This is a genomic window from Chitinophaga oryziterrae (assembly GCF_009758125.1).
In the GTDB taxonomy this organism is placed as follows: domain Bacteria; phylum Bacteroidota; class Bacteroidia; order Chitinophagales; family Chitinophagaceae; genus Chitinophaga; species Chitinophaga oryziterrae.
In genome coordinates, this window is the sequence record NZ_WRXO01000013.1 from 41,569 (window position 1) to 61,952 (window position 20,384).

Sequence of the window (20,384 nt, forward strand, 5' to 3'; positions counted from 1 at the left end):
TGCCCGGAACTGGTGAGTTTCCGAACCAAATAGTTTTGATTATGATAAAGTTAACCGGATTGAATTGCTAAATATAGAGCATTTTGTTTCAGAGAATTTTCTTTAGATGTACCTGACTGGCGGGACAATTGGCGCTATTACATATTAGTTCACGTCTTTCCACCAGTCCTTAAATATCTGTTTATCATTGCGCAAGTCCACGAGCTGGCCTATCATAGGCGTAGCTAATGGAATGTCTGCAATTGCCGTTAATCTCTGTAAAGGCTCATCCCAGGGGTGATTGCCAAGCGTGAATTTGGAGGAGTGGACCGGCAGCAGTCTTTTTGCCTTCAGGTCTTTTGCTGCCTGCAGGACCTCTTCCGGCTGCATATGAATGTACTTCCATGCAAGGTCATACTGACCATTTTCAAGAATGGCGAAATCTATCGGACCGAATTTTTTTCCTATTTCGGCAAAATGAGTATCATAACCGCTGTCACCTCCTATATAGATCTTCATGGCCGGTGTTTGCAATATATAAGATTGCCATAGTGTATTATTCCGGGAAAAACTCCTGCCTGAGAAGTGACGGGTAGGTGCTGTGTGTACAACAAATCCATCTCCCAGATCCACATCCTGCCACCAATCTGTCTCTATGATCTGGTCAGGCTTATAGCCCCATCTTTCCAGGTGCGCTCCTACTCCCAGACCACAGATCACTTTACCCACCTTGCTCTTTAGTGCGAGCACGGTCTTATAATCCAAATGATCGTAATGGTCATGCGATATGAACAGGTAATCTATTACAGGGAAATCATCAGTTGTGTAAATATCAGCACCTTTAAATGCCTTAGTACCTCCGGGCAGAGGCGAAGCGCTGCCAGAAAAGACCGGATCTGCAAGGAAGCGCTTTCCTCCTGACTGTATAAAATAAGATGAGTGACCAAACCAAATCAACACATCCTGATCGGGTGCAACCGCCAGCAGATCAGTTTTTACAGAGGGTAATGAATCTACGGGACGCATACGCAAACGTTTTTTGAACATAAAGTCATATAAAACGCCTCCCATGCTATACCCCTCTGAAAGTTGCGGCGTATTGTGAATGTTCTGGAACTGCCCGTCTTTATAATTCGGCGATTGTTTGATTAATTCTAATCTTTTTCCCGTAGGCTTTTTCCCGAATAGTGGATGTCTCATATATATTAAAATAGTGATTATCAATGATAACAGTAGGGAAATGCTATCTTCAGGTATTTGATAGTTATCCTGATTAATTTTTTCCTATGAGTTTATTGACGAATCAGGTGTGTGGATATTTTAACAAGAGGTAAATATTCTGACGAATTGTTGAGCTGATAACCGGGAATAGAGAGGCATGGATGACCATAAAAAAAGATCGGAGAGACATCTCCGACCTTTTCAATTGATATGTTTTCAAATAATTTGATATTGCCTGACACGATGTTTTGGCGAAATTACCTGAAGAAAAAACACCCGTCACGTTATTTTTCCTGAAACCTTTTTTGGGCTTCTTGTGACACAGGTGTAAAGAAGTTGACCAGATTACCGTCAGGATCTCTGAATAAAATAGAACGATTCCCCCATGGCATTGTTGTTGGCTCTTGTATAATGTCTATACCAGTTATGTTAGATAATCGCTGGTATTCGTTATCCATATCATCAACCAGAAACTCAATAATAACTGATCTGTTACTGGCGGCACTGGCAACATCATCACCGCCAAAAAAAGCCAAAGTACGGGTACTTCCTATAGCTAAAGCTCCGGAGGACGTTCTCATTTCAGCAAAATCATCAGTGTACCATGTAAATGGCATTCCTGTGGCGATTTCATAAAACTGGACAAGGCGCTTAATGTCGGCGGTAATAATGCGAATTGAAGAAAGATTCATTGTGTTGATTTTAATTGACACAAAATAAATCTGCCCGGGTGACAACCCTATGTCAGTAGTATTGTCGGATTTTTCCGTCAAATCGAAAATAGCGGTTGTCCATTTTAAACGTGATTTTGTGCGTTTGGGCAGCGCCAAGAATAATTACATTCTTCATGATTGAATTATTTATTCAATTCCGGTTGCGGCGGTCCATAGAAATTAGAAGCCATAGGAAGATGTATCACCGCTAGTATGACCTGCTTACCTGCCTTGCAGGTCTGCCATGCTTGCGGGATAGCGTTCTCCCTGAAGGCTGATGTTGTCCAAAACCTTATTGATATTGGCTAAATCATCATCGTTTAAGGTGATGTTTGCACCACCTGTATTTTCTTTTAGGCGAGTCATTTTTGTAGTTCCCGGAATCGGTGCAATCCATGGCTTTTGCGCCAGCAGCCATGCCAATGCAATCTGCGCTGGCGTTGCGTTATGTTCTCCCGCAATCTTTGTTACAAGGTCAACAATGGTTTGATTCGCTTCGCGGTTTTCTTTGGTAAAGCGAGGAAGGATATTTCTGGAATCGGTCTTGTCAAATTCAGTGTCCGCATTCATCTTACCCGTCAAAAATCCTTTGCCCAACGGGCTAAACGGAACGAAGCCAATGCCCAATTCTTCAAGCAATGGAATAATTTCATTTTCAGGTTCGCGCCAGAACATGGAGTACTCGCTTTGCAGGGCTGCCACTGGTTGTACGGCATGCGCTCTGCGTATACTTTGCACGCCGGCTTCACTCATACCGAAGTGTTTTACTTTGCCTTCGGCAATCAAATCTTTTACGGTTCCGGCAACGTCTTCAATAGGTACATTCGGGTCCACGCGGTGTTGATAAAACAAGTCGATATAATCGGTTTGCAGATACCGGAGGGAGTTTTCCGCCACCTGCCTGATGCGTTCCGGTCGACTATCCAAACCATCTGTATTCTTGCCGTTTTTAAAGCCAAACTTGGTAGCGATGATTACTTTATCACGTACATCGTGCAATCCTTTTCCTACCAACTGTTCATTAGCGCCTTGTCCATATGCTTCTGCGGTATCAAAGAAAGTAATGCCCGATTCATAAGCTTTTTGAATGAGTGCAATGGCATCGTTTTCATTTGTTGCCGGACCATAACCATGGCTTAATCCCATGCAGCCGAAACCAAGTTCGGACACTTCTAATCCTGAGGTTCCTAATTGTCGTGTTTTCATTTTGTATGTTTACTGCTGCAAAATTGCGGAAGAAGGGCGAGTCGCTTTGTATACAGATTACGGGGTTTCCTACCAATATTACTGATTGAGAAAGACCGGTATCAAAAGGGATTGAATACAGAAATCTTAGTCCATTCGCGGCCTTCGCGAAAAAATTGAAGGATGGCAGAAGGGATACGTTTTCACAATCGATATTTAGATAACATGGTGTTTGGCAGGTGGATAAAAGAAGGTATGAATAGAGGCTTGCATTAATAATTTGCATATTAGCTAACACATTCAGCGACGTTGTCCTGGTGTGTGTCCCAGATCATAATAGAAATGAATTTTATCTCTATTCTTGTTTAGCTTTTCTCAGATGTTCATAAAAGTGTACAGTTACAACAGGACGGGAGAGACAATTCATGCAAATGGTTGATAACCGCTTTAAAACGCAGGTAAGCGCAAAAGTTCCTTAGAAGAATAACCGGTATACTTTTGAAACCGAAGTTGTATGCAATTTTCCGTAAGCCGGGAATCAGCGGCAATGGCTTTTACGGGATTGACCTTTCGTTTTCTTACAATTTTGACGATCTCCGCAGCACTACCTTTACATCGTAATCATAATAAGACATCTAACAATTTTCTTTAAACTTAAAAAAATGGAAATTCTAATACAAATTGAAGAATTAATAATGTTCCTTGGGTGCATTTATTTATTCTCTCGTTTAAATATGAAATGGTGGTGGTTCCCTATACTATTAATGTTGCCTGACCTGGGTATGCTTGGCTATGCCGTTGATCCTGAAGTAGGTGCAGTTTCCTACAATTTAGTTCACTTCAAGGGTGTAGGTATTGCAATCGGACTTTATGGCCTGGCAAAAGGTAACAGGAACCTGATGCTGGCTGGTATCATATTACTTGCACATGCCTGTATGGACAGAGCCATAGGTGCGGGATTAAAATATCCGGACAGTTTTTGGCATACAAATTTGGGTTCGAAAGTCTTTTGGTAGTAGATACCTGATTCTTGGTCAATATCAATTAACTCGCTCAGCACAGCGGTTTGAGGCATTAGGAGGAAAGGCGGAATATGGCTTTAAGCTTTCCCCATCGCTTTGGTAAAAATGTTGCAGCTTCCCGGAGCACGAGTGCCGCCAGTGAGGAAGAGCATCAGCGTGCACAATAAAAAATTAATACCGATTAAAATTTATTGAATCAAATGATTAAACAGGCAAACACCGCTTTTTAGCGGTGTTTGCCTTCTTGGATAAAACACCCGACAATGGTTCTACTCTGTGAAATCCTTAACCTTCAAAATGACACTCATAGAAATGAAAAAAGCCTTATAAATCATAGATTTATAAGGCTTTAAGTGCCCACTGCCGGTAAGTTTTCGAACCAAATGGATTTGATTATTAATAGGTTGAGCAGTTTAGGTACTTAATTCATTAGATTAGTATTTTATTGTATTAATGCTAAATCCGTACCATTCCCAAAACGACCGAACTCGGATAAACTTCGTGCTGTTCCCTCTTTTACTTCAAAAGAGCAAATGCGCTCTAATACACACTTAAAGCAGACGGCCCCACCATCATTTTTATCACCGTCTTTTACTGTAGTTACCTTTATTAAGTAAGGTTTTAAGTTACTTATTCTTTATCTGTAATTAGCCCTTTTACGCCAAACTTTTCAGTATAAACTTCCACATAGGATTTACTCTTCTACCAATTAACTGTATATGTTTTGCAAAAAATCTTTTAAACTGACCGGACTCCTGCCTAGTAGTTTTTTTACATCACTTTTATTAGTATCGAATTCTCCGTTAGCAATCGCCCCACAGAACCTTGCAATGTACGCTGCATCATCTTCAGAAGCACCGGTCTGTATAAGCCATGCAATATATGAACTTACCTCCGGTTGGTGATAAGTTATTGTTTTTCCGGTAATGTCTGATAGTAGGTCAGCAATCTCCGCGAAGGAGAAAGCGGTTTCTGCAGTGATGAAATATTCTTTGTTTTCATGACCCGGAGTAGTCAGTACAACAGCTATCGTTTCAGCCATTTCTGTTATTGGCAAAAAGGGAGTTTTACCGTCTCCGGCAGGAATGGCAATGCCATTATTTAATATATCCCTTCCAGATAATAAGGGAATCATGTCAGCATACATGGTATTATCCATTAAAGTATAAGGAACGGCTGTTTGTTTTAGATAATCAACTGTGTATGCATGATATCGAACCTCTTCACCCATTATACTTTGTTCTAAATTTTTCATGTCAAAGCTTGTATAGATAATATGGCCAACACCAGCTTCCTTGGCTGCATTGATCGCATTTTTGTGCTGCTCAAACCTCTTGCCTATATCCGATGAAGAAGATATAAGCACCAGCTTGTCCACGCCCTGGAACGCACTTTTTAAAGACTCAAAATCCTGATAGTCGCCAAGTTTTATTTGAAGTCCTTTTGATTTTAATTCTGCCGACTTGGCTTCATCTCTTACCAATGCAGTAATATCGTTTGGGGCTATACCCCTGTTTAATAATGAATTAATGGTGGCTTTACCTAAATTCCCTGTTGCACCGGTTACTAAAATCATATTTTTTGTTTTAAGATTAATTACTTTTGTTATGTAAAGAAACAAATATTGATTTGGAAAAGTTACCCTTGCCTTTGGTAACAAGACAAAAAGTGGTAACCTAAAAGTGACTAATGGAAAATAAATTAGACCATGCTGACTGTCCTGTTACAGCAACGATAGCCCTGTTTGGAGGACGGTGGAAGTTGATAATTTTATATGTGCTTTCCAAAAATACTAGACGTTTTGGCGAAATCCAGGTTAGGCTACCTTCTATTTCAAAAAAGGTGTTAACCGAACAATTGAGAGAGCTTGAAGCTGATGGCTTAATCAGCAGGAAACAGTACAAGGAGCTTCCTCCCCGGGTTGAGTATGCGCTCACTGATTTTGGAAAAAGTCTGTGCCCTTTGTTAATTGATATAGCAGCCTGGCAAAGAAAAAATATTGATAATCTAATTAAGGTAAGATAAAGCTTTCCGATTGAAGGCGTAACCAAAACTCCTAATCAACGTGATTGTGACGTAGTATTTGGGATAGATAAGGATAATGCTCCCTATGTAAACTTGTTACTCAAGTACATCAACATTACCTGGGATTAAGTAAAAGATATTTCGCTCACAAGCAATCTCATTTAAAAGCACATTCGTCAATATGAAGCTACTGTAGAGAAGGCAATTTTTTCAACCGTCACCCTTCATCGAAACGCTTAAAATATGCAACCCTCTCATCCATGAGTCTGGAATCTATACTAAGAAAGGCGAGACCGATTTATTTTTCGCTGTGTAAGCTACGATAGCATTCTTCTTTCCGTCTACTAGTTTAATTCCCGTTATTTTATCAACTATGGTCTCTAATACCATAACACGTTGAATTATTTTTTTATTATTCTTCTAAATTTAAGTTTAGAAAATAAGGCGTTTGTTCAGGTTTAGGTAGATGACTGATTGATTTGAACTGATCTTTAGGTCTATGCCGTTTATAGGTTTTTCTAACCTGATCGGTAGTTGTGTGGCCCATTAAATATGCAACTGTTGCTTCGTCAACATTTTCATCTTGCAACAATACTGAGAAACTTAAACACACCAGATTATGAAGCTACTACACAATGGTACATTGAAAAGCTAGGTTTCAGGTTGGTCGAAAAATGAGTATCGGGTGATCTTTTAATGGCTTATGTTGCACCTGCCAATGATGACGATTTCTGGTTAGAAATTATTCAAGGGCCGGTGGTAAATCCACATCAAGATCCAACGCTGCCAATCGTTTCTGGATATCATCATTTTAGCTTAACAGTGGAAAGCGTCGATGAGACGATTGAGCAACTTCGTGGAAGAGGTATTACTATCACCAGGAAGCCATTTGATTTGCCAGTTATTGGCAAGCGTATAGGATTCATAGCTGACCTGCACGCTCAATGAATGTGCCATGCCAATAAAAAAAGTACCTGCAGGAGTAACGTCTAAGAGCAAACGGGAATTCCTGTGAAAAGGAGAGGAAAATAAACTTGAAAATAATTTGCCTGTAACTCTTGTCAGTACTGACATTACGTCTTTAAAGTAACTGCCAGAACCGGCTGTCATTTCAACTGTCAAACTGAATGTCAAATTGGGTGTTTGGGGCTGAATTCCCCTTGCGAAGATGTCTGTAAAACCGACTGTCATTGCGCCTGTCATTTAACTGTCAATAATAGTGGTAGAAAGGGTTAAAAAGCGTGATTTTATGACATTCGGAGAAATACCCCCCTTTAAATTAATGACTTACAGGGTTGTATTGTGCCCAGTAGTGGTAAGTTTCGAACCAATTAGTATTGATTATAAAGATGTTAAGTGGAATTATACGATGCGGCCATTGAGAAAATATAAAAGTTATCGTATCTTTAAGAACATAATAATATATAATGCTGGCTAAACAATGGACTATTATCCTGGTATCGACTTTTTTCATACCATCATTTTCACTGATAGCATGCAGGTCTGCTTCCTGGCCTCTTTCAAAAGACGAAATTAAATTATGTAAAACCCTTTCCGAGAAATACAGGTGCAAAGTTAGCATGGAACATGATAAAAAAGCTATTGTAGAGAAAAATTCAAATGGTGAATTTTTGATTCAATTTGAGGATAAGGGGTTTGATTTATGTGCTAAAGACACTTCTTATCTGAAAAAAATTGCCACAGAAGTTACTACTCAAATAATTCCGGTTTTGTCTTATAAATCTAGTTATAAAATAGTGAATATTATTTTCTTTAAAATCAAGATCACTGGCAAAGATTCAGATAGTACTGTCTGTGAAAAACAATTGGATGTCAATATTAAGCACCCTGACCAGGTAACTATTTCTTACTATAAAAAAGACAATCCCCTGGAATAAAATATTATAAAGTAACAGGGTTGGCCAGCTGTGACCAACCCTGTTATTTTACCTCCTGTAATAAATAATCCTATTACCTTCTACCCTAACGTCAAAATCATTAAGCATAACCGTGTTCGTAACTAATTCTTTAAGATCTCTCATGAGTTTTGAGTTGACTGTAGTTCCATGATAGCTGCGCCAATCAGCCTTTGGATCATATACTCTCAACTCTGTATCTACTCCTTTTATTGGTTTATAAGGTGAAACCCAGTCACTAAGATTATGTACCTGAATAGAACGCCCTGCAAAATACCGGTTATCCTGCTCAAACTCATCTGCCTCATCAGCTGACAGATACAGGATAGTACGTACTGTATGCCCTTTATTACTACCCCATGCCATTTCAGAAAGATAAGAGGCAATACCCGCAGCAAATGCAGCACCTTCACTATGACCTATCAAATTAAATCCTTCATCTTCACTTGTCATCTGACCAAGCCACTCGTGATAATGCTCCTCAGCATATTTTCTTCCTATTGAAAATCTATCCCCTCCGCTTTGATCAAATCCGAACATAGAAGATCCATCTACAAATGCATTATGATCATCATTAAATAACCTGTTTGTTGCCTTTATAAATCTCTCTCCAAAATACTCCCAGTAAGATCGGCCTGCTTCATTGGGACCAAAAACGCCCCCGAACGATAATCTGCTCCAATGTCCATTAACAAAAATCACCAGTTTACCGTCAGGATCGATTGCATTAACAGGGTTATTAAGTGCATAGGAATATGGGCTGGATTCTTCATACTTACTCGTAAGCGGATCTATAGTATGCCATCTACCTATTTGAGGATCATACATTCTTGCGCCGTAATCATACCAGCTTAAACTGCTGCCATCCTTAAACTCTTTGGCCTGTGATTCCTTCCCATTATACTTAAGTCGGTTTTCCGGATAGTTCATTCCTTTTAATGCATTAGATGAAATGCCTGCCATTGTTAATCCAAAAGGATAATAGTGAGTATCCTCTAACAAACGTCCACTATTAACAGCCACTGTCAGATTATCAAAATATACATCCTGCGATGTTTCATTACTGGTGTAAACATAAAGAAATCCGCTCTTCTCCATCACCATCTTCTGTACTTCCAGATTTTGCAGCTCATCAGGGGTAGCCTTAACTGGTCTCACTCCACTATTATTTTCAACCATTTTGAACTGATCGTCAAACAATGCAAAGTTGAGATATGATTTAAGTCTATCAGGATTATTATCAGAAGAATTCCGTTCCTTTAAGGTCTGATAATCATTATTATTGAAACCCACATTTGATGGAGTTATATTATTTGATGCTGCATGATTGTTTCCCGCAGGCAGATTATTTCCTAACGCATTAACAAGAGCCTGTATCATATCCTCTGTCAACGATTTAGACTTATTATCAGCAGGTGCATTAGATTTATAAAAAGCGTTGGCCCGTATGCTTATTGTATCTCCCGCCATCACACGCAGAATTAATGAAGGTCCTATCTTTCTTCCATCTGACTTTGCATTCAGTTTAGCTACATACGTATTTTGGCTTGTCTCATTATCTTCCGGATAACCTTCAGGCTTCACAACACGGGTTTCATCAATATTACTGAATAATGCAACCTCTTTGGCAGCAGACGCAGTCTCCATAGAAGCCACGTACAAACTCGAATCTAGCTGGTCTCCCAATACTACCCTTACGTTTCCAAGATGATCCTTTTCAAAATATTCATACACATATGTAACTGGGTTTCCTGTTTTGTAAACGGGCCGGATTCGTCCATCATCATGAGCTAAAAGCTCAAGGCTGTCCTGATTATATACAAAGTTGCCTGCATACGCTGTCGCAATTGTTTTTACAGGGGAAACTGTGCTGTCTACTACCGTTTTTTTCAACTTATTACCTTTCGCATCGTACAGGAAGGACACAGTTCCCTTATCCTTAAAATAAACAGTAGTGGGCAGGTTCAGATAATTATAATTTATATTAGTGATACCCTTGTTCTTATCTATTTTAAGGTTACCATTACCATCATATGAATAATCGTCACCAGATGCATTACCATTTATAAAATCTCCCAATTTTGCGGCAGTAGTGTTACTTGTATCAGATACGGCAGCAAGCTTATTACTACCATTCGGCTTATAGGTATATGTTAACTGGTCAATGATCCGCGCAGTAGTTCCAACCATTCCTTTTTGATTCATAGTAAGAATATTACCATTTGCATCATAGGTAGTATTATTAACGGAGAAGTCCATCACATCTCTGGTCCAATTGGCACCACTGGTATTTTGCTGGGTGAAATCAGCCACTGTAAACCGGTTAAGCGAGTCATAATTATAGCCATAAGCCCGGGTAATACCATCAGACTTACTTCTCCATTTTACTCCGGCGATATTACCATTGTACTGATTATTGATAAATCCATAGTCATAAGACAATTCTTCTCCAAAAAAGTTACTTGTACTTCCGGCAATACCATTCGCGTAAATTTTATTTATGCTCTTCAGCCATCCCCGGATATTGTAACTATACGTAAGAGAATCAAGTTGTCCTCCGTTTGTATCTACTCCAAGTCGTTTTTGTTTTATACGTCCCAATTCATCATAGGAATAGGTAACAACCGTTTTCTCTCCCGAAACATCGTCATTGATCCTTTTCCTGATTGCGGTTAGTCTGCCTCCATGATCATAAGTCATGCTGTTCCATAAACTAGTCTGCTGGGTAGGACTTGCCGGATTCTGATTACGGAGATAAGTGCTTATTATTTTCCCTTTATAACTGTATAGTGTGGTTAAAACATTCTTTCCACCTAATCCGTTATCACTTATAATCTGTATCTCTCTTCCTTTATCATTGTAATATATTGTTGTTGTGAGCCATTGATCAGTCCCCAGTACACGAACTTTTGTACCCGTTAAAAGGCTATTAGTCATCATACTGTATGAAGCTGGCATAGCTTCCGGGAATAAACTATCCGGTGCCACTGGTTTCTGCAAATCCGCGCTTAAAAAGTTATGTTTCCCGCTATAATCATAACTATCATAAAATGTATAAGTCAAAGGTGTCAGCGAAGACGCAGAAATATTGGGTAGTGGATTATCTGCCGCTATAGTTATCACTTCAGCAGGTGCAGAGGGATTAATTTCAGCTGTAAATTCAGCACTTAAGCCAGAATCAAAGTTTGGTAGAAAAGTTATTGAATTGGAGGCGGTATAAGATATACTACTATCATAATCATATAAAGCTAAATCTGCTCTTGCCGGGATCTGTGTAACGATATCCTGAGAAGAAGCTGCTGTATTAAGGCTCTGCTGTAGTGCATCCCTGGTAGCATCTGAAGCATAGATGGCTGTCATTACCAACCGGTTAAGTCCATCATAAAAATTAGTCGTCCATTCCTTTGGTGACTTACTACGCTGTACAGAATCCTGTGTAAAGACAACGCGGTTTCTGATATCGTAAACCATTGAAATGATTCCTACTCCCGGCATTTTTTTCGTAATTAAACGGCCACGCGTATCATAAGTATATTGAAGACAAAGTTCATCTGCCACATTTGTCAATACCCAATTATTGCGCATTGCCAGCTCAGTTGCTAAAGGAGGGATAATAAATTGCAAATTGCCTATATCATTATACGCATAATAAGTACATAACCAACCAACATGTGCTGTAGTTGATGCCGTTTTTTGTATTTTCTGAAGGATCAATCTGCCCTCTTTGTCTTTATATTCAACTGACGACATTCCTTTTTCATCAATAACCGTGTTCTTATAGATCATCCCCGCAGTATAAGTACCACCACTGGTTACATTTCCGGAAGTTACATTCCATATACGGACAGAATCAGCATCAAGGTTGGTCAAATATTGTTTTTCCACTGGTTTATTTACCCAGCTATCGCCCGAAGCATATGTTTTTAAATCCCTGTTTAAGGGCGAGAACTCATATTCTGTTTTGGTATAAAAAATATTGTCAGCAGCTCCTCCATTAGATTCGACGCTTTGATAAAAAGTTTTCTGACTGTTAAAGGGATCTGTTTTAAATTTCCCGTCACTGGTATTTGCTGTTTGCTGTGTATAAGGTAGATATTTGTATGCTTCACGACCAAAAGCATCATATATAACCGGCACCACCATATCCCGTCCTGCCGGACTAAGTCCTTTATCAACAGTCTGTAAAGGCGAACCAAGTCCATCAAAATATTGCGTTTTTTGTTTTACTTCTCTTACCGTCTTTGTTGTAATTGCTACAGTATCACTGAGTGGCATATCTGGTTCCCAGGTACGTATAAACGTGATAATATTATTTGTGTATGCAGAAGGTACGGTTATAGGAGTAGCTGATGGTTTAGCTGCTCCTCCGGGACTATTTTGTGCAGATAATAAAACAGGAATTAAAACCAACGGTGCTAATAAACAAGTAATATTCTTCATTGGTTTGGGATTATTGGGTTATTGATTTTTTATACTGATAATCTACCGATTTCAGCACCTTGCCGTTTAAGTCTTTAACAAGACTAAGACGACCTAAATTATCATAGAAGTAATAAGTAATGGCATTGTTTTCATCGCATATACTGGTAACTCCTTTGTGAGGGCTATAAGTATAACTTCTCATCATTCCATTATCAGGGAATAACCTCAATTCGTCTATCAGTCCACCCGTAATGCCTATACTTGTTACTCCTGTTATTTTATGCATATAAAAGGTCCATCCATTCACACTTCTTCCTTTAACCGGATAACCACTTATAGTACCTGCGATAGTAAAAGAAGTTGTATTTCTTGTCCAGTAAGAAACTATGTATTTTTTTGTGCTTTGTAATCCCGTTCTGCTTATAGCGCCTAATGTCGTATTATAACATCTGCTTCCTGTGGGAGAAGTAGCATCGGCGATCGTTGCACCGGTGTAAATCCAGTTTCCCTGCTGGTCACTTTCGAAGCTACTATAAGCAATATCAGCATTCGTTGCATTTTTCACTTCAGCTACAGCATATAATTTGGAGTAATCATACAGATATGTAACCGGGCCTGCATTAGATGGTACTATATCTAATATCTGATTAAACTCGTTATAGTTATTAAATGAATAGTCTACTTCATACCTAAAATCTTTAGTAAAGTTACCGCTGTTGCTTAACGTATTACTAAACACGAAAGACGTCATTGGAATAGGTGCCGATAGTCTGAGATTATAAATCTTGTCCGGAACTGGCTTGTCCTGTTTATAGGTGTTCAATACACCTCCAATCACATAATTTACTCCTCCGATAGTTTTGTATTGAATTTTTTCAATCGGTATAAGTATATTTTTTCGTTGCAGATTCCTTATTGCCAGTATATCGGTATTTGAAACATTCGATGTATCATAATCAAATGAATATATCGTTTTCTCACTCATCTGATTATTTTTGCTATCAGGACTAGTTGCAATTGTAGGCAGGCTATGAAAAGGAGAATTAATTGTATAGAGATTTTGAGTAAGCAAGTTTTGAGTAGGCAAATACTCATATATATTAGTGGATTGTAAATTAAATTGTTTTGTAAAAAAGGTAGACAATGATATATTATAAGTCCTGTCTTGGTTATTGTTGACTGGGCAATAAGAATTATAACCTACCCGGATCCCATTTGTTAGTTTTAACCTGTCTGATTCTAGATATCCATTCTGTGTTTCTTTTACTAGTTGAAATAAGCCTCCGCTTGATTTATACTCCTTTTTACTGACCGGTGCCCCTGCCCGCCAGAATGAGTTAACAGGAACCACAAAAGGATCTACGTAACTTCCTGCTTCGTTTACTGACATCAGGTAAACGCTTTCGGTCTTACCTAATTGTCCGATAGAACTGGAATCATACATGGTCACTTTCTCATATTCTATGTGGCTTCCAGCTGCTGGAGCAATATTTTCATCAAAAACACTTGCCCTTATTCCACAGGAATAACAGGCTGTTCCCTGCTGATTGGGTACATTAACATCCGTTTGGCTTATATAAAAAGGTACATTTCGAAATGTGACTTGACTAAGGCTATCTGTATAGATATATCTTCTGTATTTAGGAGATCTGTTTGTGCTATCGTTCTGCGTAATTTTCGCAATTCTTACTCCTCCGACAATATATGGAATAGGAGCATTCTGTTGTTCAAGTGCTATATTAAAATTCAAATTATACTGCATAGGTGGCCCGTCAGAGGACTGACCCGGTGTAAAAGTATAAGTGTAGGTACCAGGACTTAAGGTATCAATAACCGTTCCCCCGGAGGTATTGTTGCTTGAACTGTAATTCATACCCAGCACATTATATAATTTATCTGTACTTACCTTGTCGGGCCCTGTAAATTGATACAGAGGATCGGAAAAATGAGTAGGGTCATATATGACAGCTCCATGCAACTGTACCGTTGGATCACCACCTCCTACTGAAGCAGGAACAATGAATGACCCACTCACAGGAGAAGTACTTAATGTTGTAGAGGCGCTAGACAAAGGAGTAAAGTATGTTGCATTTGAAATTGTCAGAAAAGGAGATAAACTAGTAATTTCGTTATAAGAGCGTACCTTAATCTGGTTAGGTTCATATTCAAAAACAGAACTTCCTCCTGTTGGATAATCTACTTCCTGTAACATACCCAGCACTGAACTGAAATCTGAATTTCTATCTGCATACGATACACTATATGTCCTCCAGTTTAATAAAATATTTTCATATGGAGCATTGGGAATCAGGGAGCCATTTGATTTACCATTATAAAATCCCCAGTGGTCTTTCGAATAGCTTATGAAAGAAGGAAATATACCCATTTCATTATAATACTTAAACTTCCATGATTTACTGGTTAAAGCTCCATTTATTTCATTTACGGCTGATAATTTAAGCCTTTTATTTGTGTCAAAATAGCCTTGCGTAAAAGCATATTCTTTCACTCGCTCTCCGTCACTATTATTAATGAATAAACCTTTTACATAAGGCACAAAGTTGCCGGGTGAAACCCCATTAATATCGGCTCTTGTTTCCATGCTGATTAGGAACTTTACATATCCCTTATCAAAAATTATAGAATCAGGTAGCAGACAACCAAAGTAACTATTCTCTGTAAATCCGTCAACAGAAGAACTTGGACAGCCAGTCTGATTGTAAGGAAAATGGTTAATTAAAGTTTTTGAATGGGAGATCGTATAGGAATAGCTTTTGTACTTAAATAAAATAGTACGGTTTTCACTTGTAATAACCTTTGTTAGGTAATAAGCAGAGATATCATTGAAAGATGGCCTGTATTCAATATCAGAAGTTTCCAAAGTATAGCTATACTCCTGATTTGCAAAATAATAGTTATTATTTTCATTATCAGTAATCTGTATAGTATCCGCGTTCTTTATTACCTTTATTTCTGATCGAGGGATAATAACAGGGTTCATCAATGTATCATAAAAGAACATGCCGGACTTTCCAAAAAACTCATAATTATATAGGTCAAATTCTGAATCTTCCTGACTATTCATTATACGATCTAAATAAGTTCCTCTCTCAAAAGTAGTCATTTGTCCCTTAAAAAATTTCTTTATATCCAGTAACGCCCCGGATGCAGTTACCCCTCCATAAAACATTCCGAATTGCTTAAAATCGTTTATACCATTCTGGTGAAAAGACACCATGCCGGTATAATTCAGCGTCCATCCATCGCCAACACTTGATGGCACCTCTTCAACCATCAAACCATTTTTATGATAACTCAAGCCGATAGGAAGTGTAAATTTCCCTATGTTGATTGTTGCCAATGGAATTTCAAGGTTCACGGTACCACTGTTTTCAGAAACAGGGATATCAATGTATTTCTCCATGCTGGCAACATCAGGAGATTTAGGGACAATCATTGGTAAAGTATTTCGTTTGTCTTGTGCCTGAAGGAGACTGCATAATAAACTCAATAATATGCAATGGAATAAAGGGCTAACAACATGATATCTTTTCATACTACAATCTAAGGGTATTGAAATTTTATAACTATTTTCTATAAGGATAAAGAAATATTACATGTTAGGACAGGGAATGTAAATCCATAATAAACAAATTTATACATCCAATTATCTAACGAATAATTTTTTTAATGTTAATTGAGAACTAGGATTATGCATGAATAGTATATATTAGCAAATAAGTGCGTTTACAGGGGCAAAGTTACTTTTTTAAATTTGAGAGCGAAAATCATAAAATATACTTACATATTATATCACACATTAGTATCATTTAGATTCCAACTTGATCCGGGGAAGAGTTAAAAAGCGCGGTTTTAGGGCGCTTATAAAATGAAAAAAGCTCTGTAAATCAATTGCATACAGAGCTGCGAAGTGCGCTGTAGTGGTGTAATCTGTATCCCTAATATGGGGCTCTGTACATAAAAGCCATGGATTTGGGCTATAAGGAGATGCCAGAAAAGAATGTATCGGAATGGATACAATCTTTATCTGATCAGAAGGAAAAATATTTTGATAAAAACCATATTCGTAACAGCCATTTGTAATCGTATATTTTTTTCACCGAAAGTAATATATAAAATAAAGGCTATCCCAAAAGTGAATAGCCTTTATCTATTTTATAGGACTTATACAAATGAAGTTATATCAGAATACGGTAGATGATTAATTGCCGCAGATTGATCTTTAGGTTTATGCCTTTTGTGCGTCTGCTGTACCTGTCTGGTAGTGGTATGCCCCATAAGGTAAGCAATAGTTACATCGTCCACATTCTTATCTTTCAATAAGATTGAAAAACTTAAACGAGCGCAAGATCAGGTAATGTGTTTGAGGATTTTTGCATGTCTAACCCATTCATCAAGAACTTTGTTTGATCCGTTTGCCGTGGGTAGATAAAAAGCCTTGCTGTTTGCCGCGAACTTGCCCAGAGATAATCTTTTAATTTCTTCCAGGATAGCCAATGCAATGGAGTGAAGTGTCAACGTTACTGGCTTACCTGTTTTTTTCTGAATAATGCGGGTGATTAATATACCTCTCTGAATATCTTTCCATTCAAGTTTTTTGACATCTACCCATCTTAATCCGGTATAGCAACTAAAAAGAAAGGCCAGCTTGACTTGTTGATTAATACATGGTGTATTTAATAAGGCTATATATCCTTCCGCTTCCAGGTGTTCTTTTAATGATACACTGGGATTACTTACTGCGGGTATATCTTCGGTAGGGTTTATCCTGAAATAACTATCCCTGGAGGCGGCCTTTATCACCCATTTAAAACGAGCATAATAATTTGCTGGTGTTTCACCGGTGAGTTTATCGAGGAGGTATCTACGGAACCGCTTACAGAAGTTCTCCGTAATGTCTACAGGGGAAATGAAATCACTTTTTATGAACTCTTTGAATTTTGTAAGACAGCAGGTTAGATGTCTGTTTCCTTCTCGTTTATTTAATTTAATGTACTCCTCAAAATATTCCACAAAGTTGGCCTTGAACTTATGAGCCGGAATAATAGAAGTGCCGATTGCTTGTTGCTCTATAGTTAACTAACTTTTCTTTGTTTCAAGAATTTTAAGCGCCTCTTTATTGAAGTTCTTCTGTTCCTGACTATTGGGTCTGGCATAAATAAAGATGCCGGTAGTCGGGCGTTGTCCTGGTCCGCGTCCAAGGTCATAGAAGAAATGAATTTTATCTCCCTTCTTGTTTAGCTTTTCTCCAATGTTCATAAAAGTGCTTTTTTAATGATGACAGCAGAAAGGCTCAATGAATGTGCCATGCCAATAAAAAAAGCCCCCGTGGAAACAACGTTTAAGAGCAAACGGGAGTTCCTGTGAAAAGGTGAGAAAAAGAAACTTGAAATTAATTTTAGTAACCTGTCTGTAACTCTTGTCAGTACTGACATTTCGGCTTGTACCTGACTGCCAAAACCGAGTGTCATTTCGAGTGTCAAACCGAGTGTCAAATAGGGTGTTTTAGTCACATTTTTGAACTTAATTTCCCTTGCGTAGTGCCGGTTGGATTCCGGTTGGATTCCTGCAAAACTGAGTGTCATTGCGAGTGTCATTTGAGTGTCGTAAATAGTGGGAGAAAGGCCTAAAAAGCGTGATTTTATGACATTCGGGGAATAAAAAAAGCTCTGTAAATCAATGACTTACAGAGCTATCAGAGTGCCCAGTAGCGGTAAGTTTTCGAACCAAATGGCATTGATAATCAGTAAATTAGTATAATACTGTTTGAAAAAGTTAATTTGATAGTCCTTCACCTCTGACTAAAAAGTATGTAAGTTGAAAACATACGGAGTGACTAGATTATAGCAAGGCGTTATTAATGTGTTTTTTGGCCGTAATCTGTAAAAATTGTAGATTTATCAATTCCCGAAAATACTTTCATGAAGCCCCATATTATAAACATTGACATCTATGAGTCAAAAACAATACGCCTCATTTTCAGACAGATTTCTAGAGTCGTTTGCCGGCTCTTCTATATTTAGCGAGCCGAAGGTTGCAATAATCGAATTAATAGCTAATGCTTGGGATGCTGGTGCAACTGAAGTCAAAATTAAATGGCCAGAAAAGCATGAGGATCCTTTTGAAATAACCGACAATGGTCATGGAATGACAGAAAGAGAGTTTGAGACTAGATTTATGGTACTTGCCTACGAAAGGCTTAAGGAGATGGGAGGATTCGCTCATATTCCTCCTGATCATAGAGATAAGATTGCCGTGCGGCCTGCCTTCGGAAAAAATGGTAAGGGACGTCTGGCTAGCTTTGCTTTCGGAGAGTCGTTCAAGGTTTCAACAACAAAACAGGGTATTGAGAGAATATTTAGAATTTTCATTGATAATAATAATCGTCTCGCGTATCAAAAGATTGATGAGAAAGAAAGTAGCATTCCTCATGGTACTACTATTTTTATTGAGAAGGCAATTAAACCTAGATTAAGTTTTGAGGATGCAAAGAAAGAAATTGGAATGCGATTCTTAGTAGATCCAAATTTTACTGTTTGGGTTAACACTGAAAAGGTCAGCTTCGAGGACGTACCTGAGAATCATATCAAAGAATATAATGTTGAGATTAAAGATATTGGTTTTTTTCCCGTTAAAGTCATTGATGTTCAGGCTACGGACAAATCTACTCAACTTCATGGTATTGCTTGGCAGGTTAAAAATCGTTTAGTGGGTGAGTGTACCTGGAAAGGAAGTGGAAGTGAGCATTTGGTAGATGGCAGGAAATCTGTAGCAAAGAGATATATATTCATAGTTAATGCTGATAGTATCGAAGATGCGGTACTGCCAGATTGGACAGGCTTTAAAAATTATGATGATAAATACAAAAAATCGTGTGTTGCTATTTATACCAGCGTAAAGGAGCATATACTTGATTTGACAAAAGGGCAAAGAGAAGAGGCGTTTAAAGATATAGAGGGTAGTATAAAGCCTACATTGAGAAAAATGGGTATAGTAAGCAGAGAGAAATGGGAGAAATTCGTAAAGGAAGTGCAGGAGGAATGCCCATCAATTGGAAATGACGAGTTAGAAAAAATCGCTTCGTTATTAGCGAAACTTGAAACTTCTGAATCTAAATATGGATTAATTAACACCTTGGCGAATGCCTCAGTTGAAGATCTAGATAATCTCAGTAAGATTATTGAAAAATGGGATATTGATGTCGCAAAAATTGTGTTAGATGAAATAGAATGGAGAACTAAATTGATAGAGAAGTTGCAGTCGAAGGTATTGAATGAGGGTTCAGATGAAGTTCAGGAGCTTCAACCACTCTTTCACAGAGGACTTTGGATTTTTGGTCCTGAATATGAGACTATCGAATACACATCGAATAAGGGAATGACTCAGGTGATTCAACAGTTATTTGGCTCTGCAATAAAAGGTAGCTCCACAAGACCAGATTTTGCAATTTTAAAGGATGGGACTGTGGGACTATATTCATTGCCTAAATTTGATGAAGATGATTTTGGCGAAATAGGGGTGGATCGTTTGGTTGTAATTGAATTAAAACGTCCTGGTATTCCCATTGACCGAGAGCAAAAGGGACAAGCATGGAAATATGTTAAGGAACTTTTTTCCAAGGGATTGTTGAAGGATTATTCTCAAGTTGTTTGTTTCGTACTAGGTAGTAAAATTGATCCACTCGAATCAGGAAAGAGCACTGAAATGAACGGCAGAGTGGTGATTTTTCCCATGGAATATGATATGGTGATGCGAAGAGCAAAGAGTAGATTGTTAAACTTACACGAGAAAATACGTCAGGCGCCATTTCTGAAAGAGACAAGAATAAGAGCATATTTGAACGACAAAGCCCAATTAAATATGTTTGAAGCGTGATGTAA

The 20,384-nt window shown here is 38.3% G+C and carries 14 protein-coding genes; 5 read left to right on the plus strand and 9 right to left on the minus strand.

Annotated features, from left to right (window positions below; translation table 11 throughout):
• Positions 1-144 precede the first annotated feature (144 nt).
• The 3 genes from GO495_RS29765 to GO495_RS29775 form a co-directional block, all read right to left on the minus strand.
• On the minus strand, positions 145-1,179 hold the full coding sequence (locus GO495_RS29765) for an MBL fold metallo-hydrolase (protein WP_157303601.1): 1,035 nt from the start codon (positions 1,177-1,179) through the stop codon (positions 145-147).
• A 305-nt stretch (positions 1,180-1,484) separates the two neighbouring features.
• A complete protein-coding gene (locus GO495_RS29770; RefSeq protein ID WP_157303602.1) occupies positions 1,485-1,892 on the minus strand; it encodes a VOC family protein in 408 nt (135 codons plus the stop codon).
• Positions 1,893-2,135: 243 nt separating this feature from the next.
• On the minus strand, positions 2,136-3,119 hold the full coding sequence (locus tag GO495_RS29775) for an aldo/keto reductase (protein WP_157303603.1): 984 nt from the start codon (positions 3,117-3,119) through the stop codon (positions 2,136-2,138).
• Between the two features lie 641 nt (positions 3,120-3,760).
• Here GO495_RS29775 and GO495_RS29780 point away from each other — a divergent pair.
• Positions 3,761-4,114, plus strand: a complete 354-nt coding sequence (locus GO495_RS29780) for a DUF4260 domain-containing protein (RefSeq protein WP_157303604.1) — start codon at positions 3,761-3,763, stop codon at positions 4,112-4,114.
• A gap of 715 nt (positions 4,115-4,829) precedes the next feature.
• Here GO495_RS29780 and GO495_RS29785 read toward each other — a convergent pair.
• Positions 4,830-5,696: an SDR family oxidoreductase gene (locus GO495_RS29785; RefSeq protein WP_157303605.1), complete on the minus strand. Its 867-nt coding sequence runs from the start codon at positions 5,694-5,696 to the stop codon at positions 4,830-4,832.
• Positions 5,697-5,809: 113 nt separating this feature from the next.
• On the opposite strand from GO495_RS29785, the gene GO495_RS29790 reads away from it, so the two are divergent.
• The 3 genes from GO495_RS29790 (at position 5,810) to GO495_RS29800 (ending at position 8,043) form a co-directional block, all read left to right on the plus strand.
• Complete coding sequence (locus GO495_RS29790) at positions 5,810-6,145, plus strand: winged helix-turn-helix transcriptional regulator (protein WP_157303606.1); 336 nt, start codon at positions 5,810-5,812, stop codon at positions 6,143-6,145.
• A 696-nt stretch (positions 6,146-6,841) separates the two neighbouring features.
• A complete protein-coding gene (locus tag GO495_RS32770) occupies positions 6,842-7,093 on the plus strand; it encodes a VOC family protein (protein ID WP_420808926.1) in 252 nt (83 codons plus the stop codon).
• A 479-nt stretch (positions 7,094-7,572) separates the two neighbouring features.
• A complete protein-coding gene (locus GO495_RS29800; RefSeq protein ID WP_157303608.1) occupies positions 7,573-8,043 on the plus strand; it encodes a hypothetical protein in 471 nt (156 codons plus the stop codon).
• 48 nt (positions 8,044-8,091) lie between these two features.
• Here GO495_RS29800 and GO495_RS29805 read toward each other — a convergent pair whose 3' ends face one another.
• The 5 genes from GO495_RS29805 to GO495_RS29825 form a co-directional block, all read right to left on the minus strand.
• A complete protein-coding gene (locus GO495_RS29805) occupies positions 8,092-12,501 on the minus strand; it encodes a DUF6443 domain-containing protein (protein WP_157303609.1) in 4,410 nt (1,469 codons plus the stop codon).
• Positions 12,502-12,511: 10 nt separating this feature from the next.
• Positions 12,512-16,039 (minus strand): hypothetical protein, encoded by a 3,528-nt coding sequence (locus GO495_RS29810; RefSeq protein WP_157303610.1) that lies wholly within the window; start codon positions 16,037-16,039, stop codon positions 12,512-12,514.
• Between the two features lie 815 nt (positions 16,040-16,854).
• Complete coding sequence (locus GO495_RS29815; RefSeq protein WP_157303611.1) at positions 16,855-17,517, minus strand: phage integrase SAM-like domain-containing protein; 663 nt, start codon at positions 17,515-17,517, stop codon at positions 16,855-16,857.
• 66 nt (positions 17,518-17,583) lie between these two features.
• Complete coding sequence (locus GO495_RS29820; protein ID WP_157303612.1) at positions 17,584-17,763, minus strand: hypothetical protein; 180 nt, start codon at positions 17,761-17,763, stop codon at positions 17,584-17,586.
• Positions 17,760-18,101 (minus strand): hypothetical protein, encoded by a 342-nt coding sequence (locus GO495_RS29825; RefSeq protein ID WP_157303613.1) that lies wholly within the window; start codon positions 18,099-18,101, stop codon positions 17,760-17,762. Before GO495_RS29825 ends, GO495_RS29820 begins: the two co-directional genes overlap by 4 nt.
• 355 nt (positions 18,102-18,456) lie before the next feature.
• Here GO495_RS29825 and GO495_RS29830 point away from each other — a divergent pair, with 355 nt between their 5' ends.
• Positions 18,457-20,379, plus strand: a complete 1,923-nt coding sequence (locus tag GO495_RS29830) for an ATP-binding protein (protein ID WP_157303614.1) — start codon at positions 18,457-18,459, stop codon at positions 20,377-20,379.
• Positions 20,380-20,384 lie beyond the last annotated feature (5 nt).